17 protein-coding genes and 3 pseudogenes are annotated in these 16,464 nt (G+C 43.2%); 15 read left to right on the top strand and 5 right to left on the bottom strand.

Translation table 11 applies throughout. The features are described 5' to 3' along the window. Positions 1-41 precede the first annotated feature (41 nt). Entirely contained in the window at positions 42-395 is a 354-nt protein-coding gene (locus U1P77_RS04835) for an acyl-CoA thioesterase (protein ID WP_321156244.1), read from the top strand. Between the two features lie 150 nt (positions 396-545). After that, positions 546-1,550 carry a porin gene (locus tag U1P77_RS04830; protein ID WP_321156243.1) on the top strand — a complete coding sequence of 335 codons (1,005 nt, stop codon included), beginning with the start codon at positions 546-548 and terminating at the stop codon, positions 1,548-1,550. 196 nt (positions 1,551-1,746) lie between these two features. Here the strand turns inward: U1P77_RS04830 and U1P77_RS04825 are convergent, their stop codons facing one another. Continuing rightward, the gene (locus U1P77_RS04825) at positions 1,747-2,445 is read right to left on the bottom strand and encodes an IS1 family transposase (protein WP_321156242.1); all 699 of its coding nucleotides are present in this window, start codon (positions 2,443-2,445) and stop codon (positions 1,747-1,749) included. Between the two features lie 183 nt (positions 2,446-2,628). Here U1P77_RS04825 and U1P77_RS04820 point away from each other — a divergent pair, with 183 nt between their 5' ends. From U1P77_RS04820 to U1P77_RS04795, 6 genes and pseudogenes are all read left to right on the top strand, one after another. After that, positions 2,629-3,555, top strand: a complete 927-nt coding sequence (locus tag U1P77_RS04820) for a bestrophin family protein (protein ID WP_321156241.1) — start codon at positions 2,629-2,631, stop codon at positions 3,553-3,555. Between the two features lie 174 nt (positions 3,556-3,729). Continuing rightward, positions 3,730-3,900, top strand: a complete 171-nt coding sequence (locus U1P77_RS04815; protein WP_321156240.1) for a hypothetical protein — start codon at positions 3,730-3,732, stop codon at positions 3,898-3,900. Between the two features lie 240 nt (positions 3,901-4,140). Further along, a pseudogene (locus U1P77_RS04810) lies at positions 4,141-4,398 on the top strand (integrase core domain-containing protein); the annotation flags it as partial. A gap of 203 nt (positions 4,399-4,601) precedes the next feature. Next, on the top strand, positions 4,602-6,056 hold the full coding sequence (locus U1P77_RS04805) for a benzaldehyde dehydrogenase (protein ID WP_321156239.1): 1,455 nt from the start codon (positions 4,602-4,604) through the stop codon (positions 6,054-6,056). Positions 6,057-6,089: 33 nt separating this feature from the next. Beyond that, positions 6,090-7,214 (top strand): NAD(P)-dependent alcohol dehydrogenase, encoded by a 1,125-nt coding sequence (locus tag U1P77_RS04800; protein WP_201554532.1) that lies wholly within the window; start codon positions 6,090-6,092, stop codon positions 7,212-7,214. 706 nt (positions 7,215-7,920) lie between these two features. Further along, on the top strand, positions 7,921-9,603 hold the full coding sequence (locus U1P77_RS04795; RefSeq protein ID WP_321156238.1) for an NAD-dependent malic enzyme: 1,683 nt from the start codon (positions 7,921-7,923) through the stop codon (positions 9,601-9,603). A gap of 563 nt (positions 9,604-10,166) precedes the next feature. Here U1P77_RS04795 and U1P77_RS04790 read toward each other — a convergent pair. The 3 genes from U1P77_RS04790 to U1P77_RS04780 all read right to left on the bottom strand — a co-directional run bounded on the left by U1P77_RS04790 (position 10,167) and on the right by U1P77_RS04780 (position 11,347). Next, the gene (locus tag U1P77_RS04790; protein ID WP_321156237.1) at positions 10,167-10,577 is read right to left on the bottom strand and encodes a tyrosine-type recombinase/integrase; all 411 of its coding nucleotides are present in this window, start codon (positions 10,575-10,577) and stop codon (positions 10,167-10,169) included. Between the two features lie 40 nt (positions 10,578-10,617). After that, on the bottom strand, positions 10,618-10,992 hold the full coding sequence (locus U1P77_RS04785; RefSeq protein ID WP_321156236.1) for a tyrosine-type recombinase/integrase: 375 nt from the start codon (positions 10,990-10,992) through the stop codon (positions 10,618-10,620). 172 nt (positions 10,993-11,164) lie between these two features. Then, positions 11,165-11,347 carry an integrase arm-type DNA-binding domain-containing protein gene (locus U1P77_RS04780; protein WP_321156235.1) on the bottom strand — a complete coding sequence of 61 codons (183 nt, stop codon included), beginning with the start codon at positions 11,345-11,347 and terminating at the stop codon, positions 11,165-11,167. A gap of 519 nt (positions 11,348-11,866) precedes the next feature. Here U1P77_RS04780 and U1P77_RS04775 point away from each other — a divergent pair. The 4 genes and pseudogenes from U1P77_RS04775 to U1P77_RS04760 all read left to right on the top strand — a co-directional run bounded on the left by U1P77_RS04775 (position 11,867) and on the right by U1P77_RS04760 (position 14,079). Beyond that, a protein-coding gene (locus tag U1P77_RS04775; RefSeq protein ID WP_321156234.1) for an IS3 family transposase occupies positions 11,867-12,954 on the top strand; the annotation gives its coding sequence in 2 pieces (ribosomal slippage) (positions 11,867-12,119 and positions 12,119-12,954; 1,089 coding nt in all). A gap of 25 nt (positions 12,955-12,979) precedes the next feature. Continuing rightward, a pseudogene (locus U1P77_RS04770) lies at positions 12,980-13,138 on the top strand (IS3 family transposase); the annotation flags it as partial. Between the two features lie 40 nt (positions 13,139-13,178). Further along, a pseudogene (locus U1P77_RS04765) lies at positions 13,179-13,391 on the top strand (integrase core domain-containing protein); the annotation flags it as partial. A gap of 46 nt (positions 13,392-13,437) precedes the next feature. Then, positions 13,438-14,079, top strand: a complete 642-nt coding sequence (locus U1P77_RS04760; RefSeq protein WP_321156619.1) for an aminotransferase class III-fold pyridoxal phosphate-dependent enzyme — start codon at positions 13,438-13,440, stop codon at positions 14,077-14,079. On the opposite strand, the gene U1P77_RS04755 is transcribed toward U1P77_RS04760, so the two are convergent. Continuing rightward, complete coding sequence (locus U1P77_RS04755; protein WP_321156233.1) at positions 13,964-14,386, bottom strand: bifunctional hydroxymethylpyrimidine kinase/phosphomethylpyrimidine kinase; 423 nt, start codon at positions 14,384-14,386, stop codon at positions 13,964-13,966. The two genes, U1P77_RS04760 and U1P77_RS04755, sit on opposite strands and share 116 nt — an antisense overlap. Positions 14,387-14,715: 329 nt before the next feature. Between U1P77_RS04755 and U1P77_RS04750 the strand changes: the two genes are divergently transcribed. Genes U1P77_RS04750 through U1P77_RS04740 form a run of 3 tightly spaced genes read left to right on the top strand, consistent with a single transcriptional unit; the run spans position 14,716 to position 16,462 of the window. After that, a complete protein-coding gene (locus U1P77_RS04750) occupies positions 14,716-14,841 on the top strand; it encodes a hypothetical protein (RefSeq protein ID WP_321156232.1) in 126 nt (41 codons plus the stop codon). Beyond that, entirely contained in the window at positions 14,838-15,593 is a 756-nt protein-coding gene (locus tag U1P77_RS04745; protein ID WP_321156231.1) for a metal ABC transporter ATP-binding protein, read from the top strand. Before U1P77_RS04750 ends, U1P77_RS04745 begins: the two co-directional genes overlap by 4 nt. After that, the gene (locus U1P77_RS04740; protein WP_321156230.1) at positions 15,590-16,462 is read left to right on the top strand and encodes a metal ABC transporter permease; all 873 of its coding nucleotides are present in this window, start codon (positions 15,590-15,592) and stop codon (positions 16,460-16,462) included. Before U1P77_RS04745 ends, U1P77_RS04740 begins: the two co-directional genes overlap by 4 nt. The last annotated feature ends 2 nt before the right edge of the window (positions 16,463-16,464 follow it).

Genomic DNA, 16,464 nt, shown 5'->3' with positions numbered 1-16,464 from the left:
GGGATTGACAGCATAGCTCACAACAAGTATAGTGGGGTGATATGGATTCTTTTGGTCATGTCAATAATGTGGTTTATTACACTTACGCCCAAAATGCTCGTATTCATTATAACAGTCAATTGAATCTATTCAATGCAAGGTCTTTTTCAGTAATGGCCGCGTCATCCTGTCGCTATTTTAAACCAGTGACTTACCCTGATACCTTATGGATTGGGGTCCGGGTTAAGAAAGTTGGTAATACCAGCTTGATTCATGAATACAGTTATTACAGCACGGCTCTGAATACCATTGTTGCTAGCGGTGAATCAGTGCTGGTGTATCTTGATAAAGCCAGTGGACAGAAAAAAACATCGACGACGCAAAAAAACTGCTATTGCTGCTTTAGAAGGGCTTAACTAAAACAGGATGCAGGTATTGTTATCCAAGAAAATGGTGCTGGACAAGGAAATGGCTCCAGGATTTATGGTATTAAAGAAAGTACGGTAGTAGTCGGGATTTAAAGGAATTTAAAGGGATTTTAAACTAAAACAGGGAGTGTATAGATCATGCTTTATCTAAAAAAGTTGTCTTTTGGTTTGGCCGTTTTTGGGGTATGCGCACAGGCACAAGCAATAGAGCTTGTGACAAATGGAGACACCACTTTAAGTATCGGTGGTTATGTCAAAGCGGAAGGCATATTTAATCCTCCGGACGAAGGGGATTCTGAGTTCAAAGGAAGTGCACGCCAATCTCGGATCAATTTTAAAACCACTAAGACTTTAGATGATAAAAAATTAACGGGTTTTATTGAAGGGGATTTCTATGGTAATTATGGCACTGGCAAAAAGGGCGGTGCAGAATTACGATTGCGTCATGCTTATTTTCAGGTCGATGATTTGACCGTAGGTAAAACCTGGAATGGTCAGTTTTTGGCGGTCTACCCACTTTTAACTGAACAGCTTGACTTCCTGGGAACGGGTTTGGGAACGATCGCTGGTGGTGGCGCTTATATTCGTCCAGATTTGACTTTGCATTATGTTTATAAGGGGCTTCGTTTTACGGCTCAAGACCCTGTTTTTGAGGAAGCTAGCCTGCCTGATATGGTTATAAGCTACAAGGATAACATCTCTAATTTTAGTTATAACGTGGCCGCAACTGCTCGTGAGGCTGAAAATGGAAACGATTCGGATGTAGGGGTAGGGGTCTCCTTAGCGGGTAAACTAAATTTGGGTAATGATTCGCTACATGCGAGCGTATATAACGGTAAAGGTATGGGCGCCTATTCCACAGTATGTGTTGGAAGTAGTCCAAATTGTGATGCTGAAGATGGTAAGCTTGTTTCGCAAACGGGTTACACGGTAGGATATAGACATAAGTTTACAGAAAAACTTCTCAGCAATATGCGTTATGGTGAGATTAATGTAGATGATGCAGCAGATACTTCTGTGAATGTAAAAAGTGTAAACCTTGTCTATGAATATATACCAGATCTAGATATTGGTATTGAGTGGAGAGATCGAAGCGATAAAAAAGGTCAGCAAGTTGAAGTAATGGCTAAATATAATTTCTAAACTGAATATTTAAGTTCAGAGTTGAATATTGCGTTATTTTAGATTTATAAAACAGTTCAAACCCCAATATCGATAACTTCACCTAGGGAAAAAAGCATGAATCAAACCCTTTACGCTATGTAAACAATAGCATAAAGGGTTTTTTTGATGGTTTCAATTCTAAGTAATTGGTGGTGTTTCAAAAAGTATGCTGGCATTAGACGAAGCCATAGTTGATATAAAAGAACACCATATTGAATGTCTTAAAATGATTATCAAGCTTCTTAGAAAAAGCACAGGTCTTTCTAAAAGCGCGTTTCAATCGGTGTCTTAAACGGCAATTATTACCTTCTATGCCAACAGTATATCTTTTACCAATCTGCTTAGGGTCTGCCTTGAAGGCGGTTTTAAAGCTATCCCAGTTGTCCATGCTGATTGAATAGCTCACCTTAAGTTTCTTAAGACGAGCTCGAAGCGCTCTGGCCGTGGCTAAATCACGTTTACCCCAAACATGGGCAACAATCTCACTAGTATCACGGTCATAGGCGTAGATTAACCATACCTTCTGCTTCTTGCAACGTACGTATGTCCAGAACTCATCAACTTCTAAACGCGAGTAGTAATGCTGCTTTGGTGAGGTCTTATAGATCGATGAGCCTATGGTGCTTAGTATCTTGCCAATGCTGACAGAGGTGATAGTGGCAATGTCTCTAACACTACAGCCTCGTACTATCATCAGTCGTATCTTATGCTCTATTTTAGAGTGGCAACCCTGATAGGTAATGGCGTGGTCGCCAATGAATTGACGTTTACAGTCTTTGCATTGGTAGTTTTGCTTGCCATAGCTTTTTATACCGTTTTTCTTTAAACTGGTGCTGTGACAGTCGGGGCAATTGATATTTATTTGTGTCTTCATAACCTCAAATATAACATCTTGCTCCGGCTGTCACCCTTCCTTAATGCCTCAGCATACTTTTTGATACACCACCTAATGCTAAAATTGCCAATCACAATTGTCTCAATAATTTGGGTAACCATATCATTGATCAAATCACGTATTTGATACTGCGCATACCAACCCCATCGATAGGAAGCTGACATGATTGTCTGGCAAAAACCGAATGCATTCAAAATACTTTTTACCTTGCGCGGTTCTGTAATCCCTCATATTTATCCCCAAATTTTATTCATCACCCTGCTCAGTGCCTTAATATCAGCTGTTCAGCATTGGATTCCAAGCTCTTTTTCATCTTATAGTACAGCGCCCTTCACCTTGCTAGGGATTGCTTTATCATTGTTTCTCGGCTTTCGTAACAATGCTAGCTATCAACGCTGGTGGGAGGGTCGAGGGTTATGGGGCCAGTTAGTATTTGATGCTCGTAGCCTGACACGCCAAGTACTTTCTTTTATAAATGAGGAAACTGAGACCGGACGGCATACTCAGCAGTGTATGATCCACCTTACCATTGCTTTTACTCACGCCTTACGGCATCGACTTCGTAATACTTCGCCGTGGCAGGACGTTGACCGGTTTGTAGAACCAGAGCATCACATCAGCATGCGCCAAGCGAGAAATCTACCCGAGTATCTGCTGCGGTTGATGGGCAAGAAGCTCGGTTACAGTCGACGCCAGCAATTATCATCGGATCTTATGATACAAAACATGGATGAACGTCTTACTTCTATGACTGTAGTCTTGGCTGCCTGCGAGCGGATTCAAAATACGCCACTACCATTTGCTTATACCCTATTGGTCCATCGCACTACTTATTTATATTGCTTTATGTTGCCTTTTAGCTTGTCATCTTCTTTGGGTTGGGCCACCCCTTTAGTCTGTGGCGTAATTGCCTATACTTTTTTTGGTCTGGATGCGCTCAGTGAAGAGATGACAGATCCTTTTGGCGTGGCCGCTAATCATTTGCCACTTACTGCTCTGTCGCGCACTATCGAAATCAATCTATTGGAAGCACTAGGAGAAAACGATCTTCCGCCTGATATCATTCCTAAAAATGGCTGCTTACAATAAGCGGCTCGCATAAATCTTAAAAACTGTTGAACTGGTTAAATTTAATATTTACTACAAGTAGAACCACGCGTTGATGTTAAATAAATATATATAAGCCACTTTGAGCTATGTATTTAGGGCATTACTACCAATGAAAAGCGTTGCGCACAACACGTAGAAAACAGTATTGGCATTGTGACCGCTCTGGTACCACATATTGGATACGACAACACCAGCCGCATTGCGGGCCAAGCCTTGCTCAGCGGCTCAGGTACTGCTGAATTGGTCAGAAAAGAGCAGCTGCTAAGTAATGAAGAGCTGGCGACAATTTTATCCTCTAGCACTATGGTCAAACCCCAGTATTAACAACATCGCCTAAGTAAAATACTAGATACAAAAAAGGTTGCTAACTCATATTTAATATAGCATTAGCAACTTTTGTACTACTATTAAAATTGAGTCGCTACTGAAATTAACTCACAAATTTAATGCTGCAAAGTGAGTAGAGCAGAGATTTTATGGTATCCGTTTTCGTTATCATTAGGTCATACAGTCATAATTACGATATGAACCGCCCCGAGTTTGTCAGAGACTGCTTGCTGCAGGTCTGTTGGCACAACCGGTGACTCATACGACAATGCTTTAGCCGAAACGGTCAATGGCTTGTATCAAACTGAGATAATTCATTATTTGAAAGACAAGTGGTAGGGTCTGAACGACATAGAGCTTGTAACCCTAGATCGGATAGATTGGTTCAATAAAAAGCGCTTGCACAGTGCGATTGGTCATGTGTCGCCATTTGAGTTTAAATCGATATATTATGAGAGTCTAATCCCGTCAGCAAAAGCCACCAGACTCCAATAAAATAGTCTCCGATCTTTCCGGGGCGGTTCACTTTTCCTTATGTACATGATTTGAAAAGTAAATTTTTACACTAAAGTATAAGCTTTAGATTCAATTAACATTAAATTTTTGATATGGAAGCTGCGACTATCAGCTATAAAAGCAATACGATTGTTTTGATAGTTCTGCCAACAATTGGCATAAACAAACTCTAAGAGGTCATCATGTCGATATTAGCAACCGAGGTTTGGGATAAAAAACTTTTCAATGGCACGTGGCAGCCAGCTGAATCCACCTATCGTGTGATTGAAGTTGCCACTGGTGAATTATTAGGTGAAATTGGCTATGCCTCTGCTGAGGATGTGGTTGTCGCAGCGCAACAGGCAAAAAAGGCACAGAAAAAGTGGTGGTCATCGAGTTATAAAGAGCGCCAACAAGTATTTGAAAAAGCAGTTCAGCTCCTAAGTGAAAACCAAGCAGAAGTGATTGATTGGCTAGTGAAAGAAAGTGGCTCAATACAGCTCAAAGCAGGATTTGAAGTCAGTATCACTATTCAAGTACTCAAAAATTGTATAGGTTTGCCTGCTGCTGATCAAGGGACTCTACTGCCTACTGAAACAGGTAGATTGAGTATGGCTAAGCGTCTACCTTTGGGTGTAGTTGGGGTAATTTCACCATTTAATTTTCCTCTATATCTAGCGCTGCGTGCCGTTGCTCCCGCATTAGCATTAGGCAATGCCGTGGTACTAAAACCGGATGAGAGAACAACAGTATGTAGTGGCTATGCCATTGCACGCCTGTTTGAATTAGCAGGTTTGCCTGAGGGTCTATTGCACGTATTGCCAGGTGGCGCTGAAGTTGGTGAAGCACTAACATTAGATAAAAATATTGCTAGTATCCAGTTCACAGGATCAACAGATGTGGGACGTATTGTCGGAGCGAATGCTGCGAAGACATTGAAAAAAGTTTCATTGGAGCTAGGTGGCAAAAACTCACTTATTATTTTAGATGATGCTGATATTGAATTGGCTGCAGAAAACATTGCATGGGGTGCCTTTTTGCATTCAGGACAGATTTGTATGACTACAGGAAAAATTCTGATTCATGAAAGTATCTTTGATTCAGTAAAACAAAGGGTCATCGAAAAAATCGAAAATTTCGTAGTGGGTAATCCGGCTAAAAGTGATGTTACGATTGGACCGCTCATCAATGAAAAGCAAGCACAAAAAGTAGAAAAGCTAGTGCATGAAGCAGTCGAGCATGGCGCAAAAATTGAGATTGGTGGACATGCCAATGGGGTGTTTTTTGAGCCATCGCTGCTCTCAAATATTGATGCTGATAATCCTATTTTTAGTAAAGAAATTTTTGGTCCAGTGGCAGTCTTACTGTCTTTTAGTAGCGATGATCAGGCTATCGAATTGGCAAACGATGGGGACTATGGACTCTCTGCAGGTATAATCACCTCAAATGTGGGTCGAGGCATACAGCTTGGACAACAATTAAATGTGGGCCTACTACATATCAACGATCAAACCGTCAATGATGACACTGTGAATCCATTTGGTGGCTTCGGTTCGTCAGGAAACGGAACACGTATTGGCGGCCCTGCAAATGTAGACGAATTTACTCAGTGGCAATGGATGACCATTCAAGCTCAAGCGCCACGCTATCCTTTTTAATAAACTTAATAATTAACCATAGGAAGCAAAGTTATGAAAGACATGAAAGATATCACGGCAGCAGTGACGGCATGTAAAGGTGCTGATTTTGAATTAAAGGAGTTAAAAATACGTGCACCCGAAGGCGATGAGGTCCTAGTCAAAGTGATTGCAACAGGGATGTGCCATACCGATTTGATTGTGCGTGATCAGTATTATCCAGTTCCGCTGCCAGCAGTGCTTGGTCACGAAGGATCAGGTATTGTCGATGCTATAGGGCCTAATGTCACTGATTTACAGGTTGGAGACCATGTGGTTCTAACTTATGGTTACTGCGGAAAATGTACGCAATGTATTACAGGAAACCCTGCGTATTGTTCGGACTTTTTTGGGCGCAATTTTAGCGGTGCAGACCCAGAAGGACATAATGCGATTTGTACCCATGATGACCAAGCAGTTCATGATCATTTTTTCGCTCAATCCTCTTTTGCAACTTATGCCTTGAGTCGTGAGAATAATGCAGTCAAAGTTGATAAGGATGTCGATATTGCATTATTAGGACCTCTAGGGTGCGGCATTCAAACAGGCGCTGGGGCATCTATCAACGCTCTAAAGGTCACACCAGCGAGTAGCTTTGTGACTTGGGGGGCAGGTGCTGTAGGCCTAAGTGCGCTACTTGCAGCAAAACTGTGTGGCGCAACCATTATTATTGCCGTAGATATCGTCGAATCTCGTTTGAAGCTGGCGCAGGAACTAGGTGCCACACACGTGATCAACAGTAAAGAGCAAGATCCTATAGAAGCTATCAAAGAAATTACTGGTGGTGGTGTTAATTTCGCTATTGAATCTACGGGACGGCCTGAGATTTTGAAGCAAGGTGTAGATGCCCTTGGTATTTTGGGAAAAATAGCCGTAGTGGGTGCACCACAATTAGGTACCAACGCTGAGTTTGATGTCAATGATTTACTGTTAGGAGGCAAGTCTATTATTGGGGTTGTCGAAGGAAGTAGCTCACCCAAGAAGTTTATCCCTGAGTTAGTCACACTATACCAACAAGGCAAGTTTCCTTTTGACAAACTGATTAAATTCTACGACTTCAAAGATATTAATCAAGCAGCAATAGACAGTCATGAAGGCATTACCTTAAAACCAATTGTCAGAATTGCTGAACGTAAGTAGAGATGGTCACGCGTGATCATGTCTTCAAACCCCAATATCAATAATATTACCTAAGAAAAATAGAAAGTATAAATCTAATACCGTTCACCTAGGCTTAGATGTGTATAGCTCATGGTTGCAATCTCACTTTGGCGGTGGATAGCGGCTTTGATGCTAGTGCATCTAGGTCTTTTTTTCACCTGCTCTCTGAAATTGCACTTCATATGTTAATCTAAGCAATAAAACGACCACTTCATCATCAATGCTGAGGGCTTATGAAAGATATTTAATTTCTTATGGGTATCAACCCTTAAGTGTGCTAGTTTGAATAATTTTAAGAAAGTTAGATAAAGACATAAATTTAAATAATTTTTGTTATTTAGGGCGTGTTGAACATTCGACCATGGCACTGACAGAGACTATTTTTTAGTCGATTCAAGATTAAAAATATCTAGTTTAGTTATTCTAAGTGGATATTTTTGGCAAAGTAGCGGCAAAAAAGAGTCCTGTCTCTTCGAGCTGATGCTAAAATAACCCCAGACTGTGTTACAAATCTAGCTAAGGCACCTGCATTATCTTCAATTTTCGCCTTATCTGGAACTATTTTAGCTATCAGTAGTATCTATTTGTGAATGTTCAACACGCCATAATGAATTGGTAAAAATATTTAAACAATTAACTTTGTACCACCATACGCCTTATACGCCTTTACTAAGAAGATTTTATTATGCCAAATAAACGTCCGTTATATATTCCCTTTGCTGGGCCAGCACTATTAGAAACCTCTTTGTTAAATAAGGGTAGCGCTTTTTCATCAGAAGAACGTGACAGCTTTAATTTAACAGGTTTATTACCTCACAACATTGAGACGATCGAAGAGCAATCATTACGCGCTTATCATCAACTTTGCTCATTTACTAGCGATATGGATAAGCATATTTATCTGCGTAATATACAAGATACAAATGAGACGTTATTCCATCATTTGGTTGAGCAGCATATTGAGGAAGTTATGCCGTTGATATATACACCAACGGTTGGCCAAGCTTGTGAAAAATTCTCTAAAATTTATCGCCGTAAACGTGGTTTATTTATCTCTTATCCTGAGCGCCATAAAATTGATGACATGCTGCAAAATGCAACCAAACAAAAAGTAAAAGTGATTGTTGTCACTGACGGTGAACGTATATTGGGCTTAGGAGATCAAGGCATTGGAGGAATGGGAATCCCAATTGGTAAATTAGCTCTATATACAGCTTGTGGTGGTATTAGCCCTGCTTATTGTCTACCAATTTTATTAGATGTAGGCACCAATAATCAACAGTTAATTGACGACCCTATGTACATGGGCTGGAGAAATCCACGAATTTCTGGTGATGAATACAATGAATTTGTAGACTTATTTATTCAAGCTGTTAAACGGCGTTGGCCAGAGGTATTATTACAATTTGAAGATTTTGCACAAACGAACGCCACACCATTATTGAATAAATATCGTGATCAGCTATGTTGCTTTAATGATGATATTCAAGGGACCGCTGCTGTTTCAGTCGGTACATTGATTGCAGCTTGTTTAAACAAAGGTCAAAAACTTAGTCAACAAAAAATAGCATTTTTGGGTGCAGGATCAGCTGGTTGTGGTATCGCAGAGCATATTATTCGCCAAATGCAGCGTGAAGGTTTAACGGAAGAGCAGGCGCGTAAACAAGTATTTATGGTTGACCGTTATGGTTTGCTAACTGATAGCATGACAGAGCTACAAAAATTCCAAGCACCGTTAGTGCAAAAAGAATCAGCTATTGAAAGTTGGGATAAGAGTCAGAAACTCGGTTTAGCGCAAGTGGTTAAACAAGCAAAAATAACAGTATTGTTTGGTGTAAGCGGACAAAAAGGTCTATTTACACAAGAGGTGATCGAAGCTTTATGTGTTAATACTGAGAATCCAATTGTATTACCGCTTTCAAACCCAACGTCTCGTGTTGAAGCAACACCACAAGAAGTGACTAACTGGAGCAAAGGTAAGGCAATTATTGCAACAGGTAGCCCTTTTCCTAATACAACTTTTGAAGGTCAGTCTTTCGAAGTTTCTCAGTGTAATAACAGTTATATATTTCCAGGTATTGGCCTAGGTGTTTTAGCATCACGTGCGACGGGCATCAGCGATAATATGCTAATGGCCGCAAGCCAAGCACTTGCAGATGTATCAATGGAATATAAAAAAGCACCAGGCGCACTATTGCCTCCAATCAAAGTCATTAAAGAGATCAGTGAAAAAATAGCCTGTGCAGTTGCACTACAAGCGATTGAAGATAGATTAGCATTACCTGTAACGGCAGAAAATTTTGAACGTCGATTAAAAGCTAATTTCTGGTTACCCAAATACCGCAACTATCGTCGTACCTCCTTCTAGTGGTTAGAAAGTACATATAAAAAAGCCGAATGTTATTGTTAGAAGTAGCATTCGGCTTTGTTTATTATTATTTTTTGCTTTTGATTTAACCTTAATTTTGGCTAATATAAGGATGATTGTATTTGAAATAATAAAATTATAGTTGCTTATTATATAGTGTCGTTAATTGTGTGGTTCAAACCCTGATATCTACAACGTCACCTAAGTAAAATGCTAAATAAGAATAAATTGCTAATGCTATATGAAACATAGTGTTAGTAATATCTTTACGGCCTTGATCATTGGGTTCGCTACTGACGTTTATCTATAAAACTACTATTTTTATCTAGACCTTAGGAAAGTGAGTAGATTAGATTGAGCGTAAATAAAGTAAGCTCTGCGATTTAGAACATTAGAGCCTACTTTATTACTTACGATTTCAACTCATCTAAATAATCTTGCAACATTTTCTTGCGCTCATCTAAAAATTGGGTGCGGTTATATGCACGGCCATGCATGTCAGATACACGATGATCAAGCTGTAACTCGATGAACTTATCATCATATTTCAGCTGTTCAGCTGTTCAGCTGTTCAGCTGTTCAGCTGTTATGGTTCTAGCAGATGCGCGGAATCCATGAATAGTATGGGTACCACCATCGATACCAAGTCGTTTTAGCGCTTGATTCATGGTGTTTTCGGACATTGGTTGTACAGTGGTGTGAATGGCTGGGAATACGAACTCACTTTTCTTATGCTCAGCTAACTCAGACAATATCTCTATAGCTTGTTTTGTCAGAGGTACTATCAGCGATATTCCGGTCTTTCTCTTTGTCTTACGGGGCGTGAAAATCCATGTCTTTTGCTCTAGGTCAAACTCAAACTCAGACCATTTAGCATACCTCATCTCGCCAGCTCTGACAAACAACATGGGCATTAATTTCAAAGCGCATTTAGTTTCGAACGAACCATGATAGCCATCGATAGAGCGTAGCATTTGACCAAATTAGACAGGGTCAATAATGGCAGGGTAATGCTTACTTAGTTGGCGACTGCTTTAAGGCGCCTTTTAAATCCTGAGTCACATCACGTTTAGCTTTAGCCGTTTGAACCGCATATCTAAAGACTTGACCTGCCAGCGATTTCATTTTTAAAGCCGTTTCTAAATAACCTTTACTCTCTACAGCTCTACATGCATCCAATACATCGATAGGCTTTATTTGGTTCATAGGCATATCACCAATGATTTCATTTAAGTATGTAGCATAGCGTCTGTTGTTCTTATGGGTAGTAGGAGATAGGTGGGTTTGTCTTGAGATATATTCCTCAGCAATCATAGCAAACGTATTATTTGATTCTAGTAGTTGCTGGCGCTCATCATCCTTTTTGACTCTCCGGGGATCTTTGCCCATGGCTAAAGTGTATTTTATATCACCTCTTAGCTCGCGAGCATGAGCCAGTGTAATCTCAGGATATTTACCTATAGTCAGCGAAATGTAAAACTGCTACGGTGTTAGACTCGCTTGCTGTACCTATTGTACTATTGGCACTCGTCTGGCTTGTAGTAGTAATAAAGTTTTTTGACTATAGCGTGAGTGTCCCCCGCTTTTTTTTCAAAGGCTCAGGGTAATCGATACGCCATGACTTAGTGCCAGCAGTGCTAACATACAAGTACAGACCACTGCCATCAGTTAGTTTATAAGGCTTATCAGATGGCTTTGCTTGGTTAACTTGCGTATGAGTTAAAGGCTTATTATTTTTTGCCATGATTTTACGGTATCCACTTTGGTTGTTATTAGACTATACCGTAAATAGTACCGTATTAATTACGGTATGCAACAGTTAGTTATGGATAATTAAGGTGAGATAAGGTTATATCCAGACATTAAAAAACCCCGTAGCGTAAGGCTTACGGGGTAATATAGGGCATTACGTTATACTAAGATGGTGCGTCCACCACGCATCGATTGTTCATCTATAAGCCTTTATATACAAGGTTTATACTTTTTTAATAAATTATTTTAACAACACATTTAACAACATTAGGTTGTTGCTATGTCTGTTTGTAGTGGCATAATAAAATTGGACACCTATAAGAAACCTCCATGTTGATAACCAGTATCAGGAGGGGACAGCTATCTAAATGCAAGATCACTTTAGACTCAAGTTTTTACCATTTATACAGAGTCTCATACTTTAATGTTAACAGCGTGGTAATCCCCCCCCCTAAAAACAAGAACACTTGAAAGTAGAGATTAGCTGCTAAACTACCAGCAGGAGAACATCATGAAAAAGTCACGCTTTAGCGACAACCAAATCGTCAATATCCTCAAACAAGCCGAACAAGGTGTGCCCATTACTGAGCTCTGCCGTGAGCACAATGTAGGCCAAAGCACGTTCTATAACTGGCGATCTAAATATGGCGGCATGGATGCCGCGCTTATCACCCGTCTCAAAGAGCTTGAAGTTGAGAATGCCCGATTAAAGAAGATGTATGCCGATGAATGTCTTAAATCAGACATATTACAGGATGCCATGTCAAAAAAGTGGTAGCGCCAGTAAGGCGCAAAGCGTTGGCTTGTTACTACATTGAAGATCGTGGCATAAGCATCCGCAGGGCGTGCTCAATCTTTAATATCAGCGTGACGGTCTACTACCATAAGTCAGTTGCCTCTGATGAGAACCGCCAAATAGCCAATTTGTTGATAGATTTGACCAACCAGAATAAGAACTGGGGCTTTGGTTTATGCTTTTTAAGCTTACGAAACGTGCTAGGACTGCCATACAACCATAAGCGGGTGTATCGTATCTACTGTGAGCTTGAATTGAACCTTAGAATCAAACCTAAGCGCCGCATTAAGCGTGCCAAACCAATACCACTTGCTGTACCTGTAGAGCCGAATCAAAGCTGGAGTATGGATTTCATGCATGACGCCCTAACTGATGGCAGAGCCTTTAGACTGTTTAATGTGATTGATGATTACAACCGAGAAGCCTTGACGGTCGAGATTGACTTCTCGCTACCCGCTCAAAGAGTCATACGCAGTCTGAATCAGCTGATTGAATGTCGAGGTAAACCTGCTCAAGTAAGATGTGATAACGGTCCTGAGTACATTAGTAATGCACTCAAAGAATGGGCGATAGAACAAGGTATCACGATCAGTTATATTGAGCCTGGCAATCCACAGCAAAATGCCTATGTTGAACGTTACAACAGAACCATGCGCTATGACTGGTTAAACCAAGCGTTGTTTACTGATTTAGATCAAGTCCGTCAGCAAGCTGAAGACTGGTTGTACCACTATAATAACGAGCGCCCTAATATGGGTAATGGTGGCTTTACGCCGATACAGAAACTAAACCACGCAGCTTAATTCTATTTGTTAGGTGTCTTATGGTTGGGAGGGTTACCGCGTTAATGATGTTGAATTAGCGACCCTTGAATGGGTAGATTGGTTCAATAAAACACGGTTACATAGCACGATTGGTTATGTGTCACCCTTTGAGTTTGAAAAGCGGTATTATGATAATCTTAACCTGTCAAGCCAAGCGGCCTAACTTAAATAAACATTCTCCGATATAGTCGGGGCGGTTCACATTGGCTGAAACGGTCAATGGACTTTATAAATCTGAGGTGATTAAGTATTTAAAAGAGCAATGGCATGACGTTAATGATGTTGAATTAGCCACGCTTGAATGGGTGGACTGGTTTAACAAAACACGACTGCATAGCACGATTGGTTATGTGTCACCTTTTGAGTTTGAAAGACGCTATTATGATAATCTTAATCAGTTAGGCCTAGCGGCCTAACTTAAACAAACAGTCTCCGATATAGTCGGGGCGGTTCAATCCTCACATTGTTACCGCGATCATCAATCAAGCACAATCCCTCATTCATTATGCTTACAATGCGGCTGCTCATATACCGTATCAAACCTTTATGCCACGATTATGTGAGCTTATACCTATCAGTGGTGAGCTATCAGGCATGCTCACTAACTGCGGTGCGGAAGCAACTGAAAATGCCATAAAAGTCGCTCGTCTTAAGACTAATCGTGTTGGTGTCATTGCTTTTGACGGTGGGTTTCATGGTCGCACATTAGCTGCTGTTAATCTGAACGGTAAAGTTGCCCCCTATAAGCGTGGGCTAGGACCTCTGGCGAGCTGCGTCTACCATATCCCATATCCAAGTCCAGATAACGAAGTCAGTGATCAGCAGGCAATCGATGCCCTAAAGCGTTTATTTGAAGTGGAAACTGATGTCGGAAACATCGGCGCTATCATTGCAGAACCGGTACAGGGTGAAGGAGGCTTTCAATTGATGTCGCCTTCATTCGCTCAGTACCTGCGTATTTTCTGTGATGACCACGGTATCTTACTTATTATGGATGAGATCCAATCAGGCTATGGGCGCACCGGTACGCCGTTTGCATTTCCATATCAGCGGGGGATTTGGCCTCAGCCACTCCCAAAAAATCGGCGGCTTCCGGCAGATTAGAGATTAATACCGTGATGTAGGGCAAAAGCTGCACACGCAGTGCTTCCACCGCATCGGGAGCAAGTAGGCGGTCACCGCTTTTCGCAACCACCACCGGATCAAGCACAATCGGGATGTCAAGCCCCCTGATTCCCGCTGCGACAGCATTAATGATTGCTGCGTCGCCAAGCATTCGAATCTTCACCGCATCGATGCGGATATCGTCACGAACCGAGGTCATCTGGCTGATGATCATGGCATAGTCCACCAGCTGAACTTGCTGCACGCCACACGTATTCTGTGCGATAACCGCGGTGATCACTGTCATGCCATAGCCACCATTCGCCGAAATAGCTTTAATGTCGGTCTGAAAACCGGCGCGTGAGCGTATCTTCAATCAATCTGGCTGCTGTCGTGGCCGATCGAGGCAATCATGCGCGGCACACACCGCGCCAAGCCGCGCACTTCGCGATCCGACCGGGTCCGGAATGACGGGCCGATCCGGCCGACGGCGCACCGTCTATTGATACCGTTTAATAGTGATCATGAGATAGCTGGCTGTTTTTTGCAAGAGCACCGTATACATTTTAAATATTTAATGTTATATTATAACATAACAAAAAAGCTATGAAGTATCGTGATCCATTAGGAGAAGCTATGAAGTATCGTGACCCATTATCTCGCTCACCCATTGCGTGTGGGAGTATCAATCGCCTGGCTATCGCAGTGGTGCTAATCCTGCCGCTATGGCTGGCTGTTGCTTGGGCAGTGGCACTGCCATGAGAGACGCTGCTATTACGTTGGACGATGTCACTATCGCCTACGAAAGACGCCCAGCGGTACATAATGTATCGGGCTGTTTTGTCCGCGGCGAGCTGACCGCGATAGCGGGCCCTAACGGCGCAGGCAAATCCACCTTGTTAAAAGCCATCATCGGCGAGTTGCCATTGGAAACCGGGCACATCGACAGCGGCGGTCTGTCGATTCGTGATTTCGGTTATCTACCGCAGGCTGCGGCGATCGACCGGCAATTTCCGCTGACCGTGGCGGATACGGTCTGCCTGGGTGCTTGGCGCGAAGTCGGTGCGTTTCGCCAGATCTCTGCCGCCACGGCAGCGCGCGCTCGTGATGCTCTGTCGGAGGTCGGGTTGACGGGCTTCGAGCGCCGTCATATCGGGTCGCTTTCGGCCGGACAGTTCCAGCGCGTGCTGTTCGCCAGACTGCTGTTACAAGATGCCCAAGTCATTCTGCTTGACGAGCCGTTCACGGCCATCGATGCGCGTACCACTCGCGATCTGTTCGATGTCATCCATCGCTGGCATGCAGAAAAGCGCACCGTCATCGCGGTGTTGCACGACTTTGAGCAGATTCACGAGCATTTCAATCACACCCTGTTGCTGGCCCACGAGGTCGTCCACTGGGGGCCGACCGCAACGTCGCTGTCCGCCACGAACCAGATGCGTGCCCGTGCGATGGCTGAGAACCGGGACGAGCAGGCAGATATCTGCACTTTCAACACGAAGGTGGCTTCGTGACGGTTTATTCGTTGGTCATCGAGCCTTTTGCTGACTATGGCTTTATGCGGCGTGCGCTGGTCGCGGCGATAGCGTTGGGCCTGAGTACTTGCCCTGTCGGCGTGCTGCTGGTACTGCGGCGTATGACGCTGATGGGAGAGGCGCTATCACATGCGGTATTGCCGGGCGCGGCAATCGGGTTTCTAGTCGCCGGGGGGTTGTCGCTGCCGATCATGGGGTTGGGTGGTCTGATTGTCGGACTGACCGTGGTCCTAGCCTCCGGTGTGGTCAGTCGGGCCACGCGCCAAGCCGAGGACACGAGCTTTGCTGTGTTCTATCTCACGTCGCTGGCCCTAGGGGTGATGATCGTCTCGCTCTGGGGGTCGAACATCGATCTGCTCAATATCCTGTTTGGCACGATCCTCTCGATCAACGCCCAGGCCATCTACACCGTTGCCGGCATCGCCTCGCTCACCGTGCTGGGGCTGGCAGGGATCTATCGGCCGTTGGTCGCCGAATGCTTTGATCCCGGATTCCTGCGTGCTGTGGGTGGTCGTGGATCGCTGTATCACCTGTTCTTTTTGTTTCTAGTCGTCATCAATCTGGTCGCTGGATTTCAGACGCTAGGCACGCTGATGGCCGTCGGCATGATGACCATTCCTGCCGCCGCAGCGCAGCTCTGGGTACGTTCGTTGCCGGCCATGATGGCACTGGCCGCGATCTTTGGCTCGGTGTCCGGCTTTGTCGGTCTGGTGGTTTCCTACCATATCAACGTGGCGTCGGGCCCGACCATTATTCTCACTATCAGTTGCATCTACGGCATATCACTTTTCACCCATCCATCTGGGGCGCTGACGCGTCTCATCCGACGCCCGCATCTGAGGGGCTGATT

The organism is Psychrobacter sp. LV10R520-6 (assembly GCF_900182925.1).
Classification (GTDB): Bacteria; Pseudomonadota; Gammaproteobacteria; order Pseudomonadales; family Moraxellaceae; genus Psychrobacter.
This window is presented reverse-complemented; position numbering and strand designations above follow the sequence as displayed.

What these genes read in the sequence shown, in the direction of transcription:
- U1P77_RS04835 (WP_321156244.1), top strand. Translation starts at nt 42, where the DNA reads ATGGATTCTTTTGGTCATGTCAATAATGTGGTTTATTACACTTACGCC.
- U1P77_RS04830 (WP_321156243.1), top strand. Translation starts at nt 546, where the DNA reads ATGCTTTATCTAAAAAAGTTGTCTTTTGGTTTGGCCGTTTTTGGGGTA.
- U1P77_RS04825 (WP_321156242.1), bottom strand. Translation starts at nt 2,445, where the DNA reads ATGAAGACACAAATAAATATCAATTGCCCCGACTGTCACAGCACCAGT.
- U1P77_RS04820 (WP_321156241.1), top strand. Translation starts at nt 2,629, where the DNA reads ATGATTGTCTGGCAAAAACCGAATGCATTCAAAATACTTTTTACCTTG.
- U1P77_RS04805 (WP_321156239.1), top strand. Translation starts at nt 4,602, where the DNA reads ATGTCGATATTAGCAACCGAGGTTTGGGATAAAAAACTTTTCAATGGC.
- U1P77_RS04800 (WP_201554532.1), top strand. Translation starts at nt 6,090, where the DNA reads ATGAAAGACATGAAAGATATCACGGCAGCAGTGACGGCATGTAAAGGT.
- U1P77_RS04795 (WP_321156238.1), top strand. Translation starts at nt 7,921, where the DNA reads ATGCCAAATAAACGTCCGTTATATATTCCCTTTGCTGGGCCAGCACTA.
- U1P77_RS04790 (WP_321156237.1), bottom strand. Translation starts at nt 10,577, where the DNA reads ATGCTACGCTCTATCGATGGCTATCATGGTTCGTTCGAAACTAAATGC.
- U1P77_RS04785 (WP_321156236.1), bottom strand. Translation starts at nt 10,992, where the DNA reads ATGGGCAAAGATCCCCGGAGAGTCAAAAAGGATGATGAGCGCCAGCAA.
- U1P77_RS04780 (WP_321156235.1), bottom strand. Translation starts at nt 11,347, where the DNA reads ATGGCAAAAAATAATAAGCCTTTAACTCATACGCAAGTTAACCAAGCA.
- U1P77_RS04755 (WP_321156233.1), bottom strand. Translation starts at nt 14,386, where the DNA reads ATGACAGTGATCACCGCGGTTATCGCACAGAATACGTGTGGCGTGCAG.
- U1P77_RS04750 (WP_321156232.1), top strand. Translation starts at nt 14,716, where the DNA reads ATGAAGTATCGTGACCCATTATCTCGCTCACCCATTGCGTGTGGGAGT.
- U1P77_RS04745 (WP_321156231.1), top strand. Translation starts at nt 14,838, where the DNA reads ATGAGAGACGCTGCTATTACGTTGGACGATGTCACTATCGCCTACGAA.